This is a genomic window from Natrarchaeobius oligotrophus (assembly GCF_003841465.1).
GTDB classification, from domain to species: Archaea; Halobacteriota; Halobacteria; order Halobacteriales; family Natrialbaceae; genus Natrarchaeobius; species Natrarchaeobius oligotrophus.
In genome coordinates this window covers 1-1,119 of sequence record NZ_REFZ01000060.1, presented here as the reverse complement: position 1 = coordinate 1,119, position 1,119 = coordinate 1, and the positions used below count along the sequence as shown (strand labels likewise).

Annotated in this window: 2 protein-coding genes; both read right to left on the bottom strand. The window is 57.0% G+C overall.

Features of this window, described 5'->3' with window-relative positions:
• Nucleotides 1-6 precede the first annotated feature (6 nt).
• Nucleotides 7-471 carry an IS630 family transposase gene (locus tag EA472_RS23310; RefSeq protein ID WP_279387197.1) on the bottom strand — a complete coding sequence of 155 codons (465 nt, stop codon included), beginning with the start codon at nucleotides 469-471 and terminating at the stop codon, nucleotides 7-9.
• A gap of 34 nt (nucleotides 472-505) precedes the next feature.
• Nucleotides 506-1,119 (bottom strand): IS630 family transposase (locus EA472_RS23305; protein ID WP_207891206.1); only part of this gene is annotated, 614 nt, incomplete at its 5' end.

Genomic DNA, 1,119 nt, shown 5'->3' with positions numbered 1-1,119 from the left:
GAGTGATCACTGTAACACCTGAATATCGGGAAGAAAGGTCTCAATCCAGTCAACAGCAAAGCTAAGTCGCTGACTCAACCGAAGAAACGTCTCGCTGAGAAACTCACGGAAGTGGTCTTTGCCCTCGAAGATAGTCGGTGAAATCTCGCGTTTGAGATCTTTCCACAGCGGTTCTATCGCGTTCAACGTTGGCGAGTACGGCGGAATGAAGACGAACTCGATGCCGAGTTCGTCGGCCCGTTGTTGAGTGAGCTTGGCGTGATGGGAGCCGTAGTTGTCGGCCACGAGCAGAATCCGGCCCCGCGGATTCTGCTCGCGGATCTCTTCGAGTGCCTCGACGATCGTCTCCTTGACTAACCGCTCTTTGTACGTGATCACGCTGTTCCCAGTCAGCGCGTAGAAGCCAATCGACCGCCACGGCACTGTCACCAGCGGTTTCTCTATCTGGACGGTACGGTCATACGACCACATTCGCTGGGAGTTCTCGAATGGTTGTGGCCACGCCTCATCGAAAGAACCCCAAGACAACTGGATCATCCTCCTTTTCCGAACTGTCTCGGTTCTCCTCGCCGAGCGCCTCGATCAGGCGCTCGGCGAGAATCTCTTCAGCGTCGGCGGGACTTCGAGGATCCATCGGCCGTGGCTTCGCGTAGTGCATTCCAGACTCGCGAAGCTTCCGAGCGAGATGCGTTGGATGGTAGGTAACGTCGTAGCGATCTTCAATGAGCGCGTGAATTTCGCGTGGTGTCCAAGGCTGGCCCTCCTCGAGAGTAGTACAGATATCTGCCCACTGGACGGGGGTAAGCTTCGGCGGCCGACCGCCGCCGAAGCGGGGTCGAAGCCCCTCTACGCCGCCATCATTCCATGCGCGTGCCCAGCGGCTACTCGTTGGTTGAGAAACGCCAACAGCCTCACCCGCCTGCTGTTGAGTCTTCCCGTCGTACAGGTTTTTGACGAAACAGAGTCGCCGGACGAGACGCGTCTCGTCCGCCTTCTGTGCCTCCTCGATCGCTTGGTTCAATTCTGTGTTCGACAGATGCTCGACGACCTCAAACCGACGTACTTCCGCCATCACGGAGAATACGCTGGCTACGTATTCATCCGTTGCGCTAATCACTC

Excerpts from the sequence above, each read along its gene's own strand:
- EA472_RS23310 (WP_279387197.1), bottom strand. The coding sequence starts at position 471 with ATGTGGTCGTATGACCGTACCGTCCAGATAGAGAAACCGCTGGTGACA.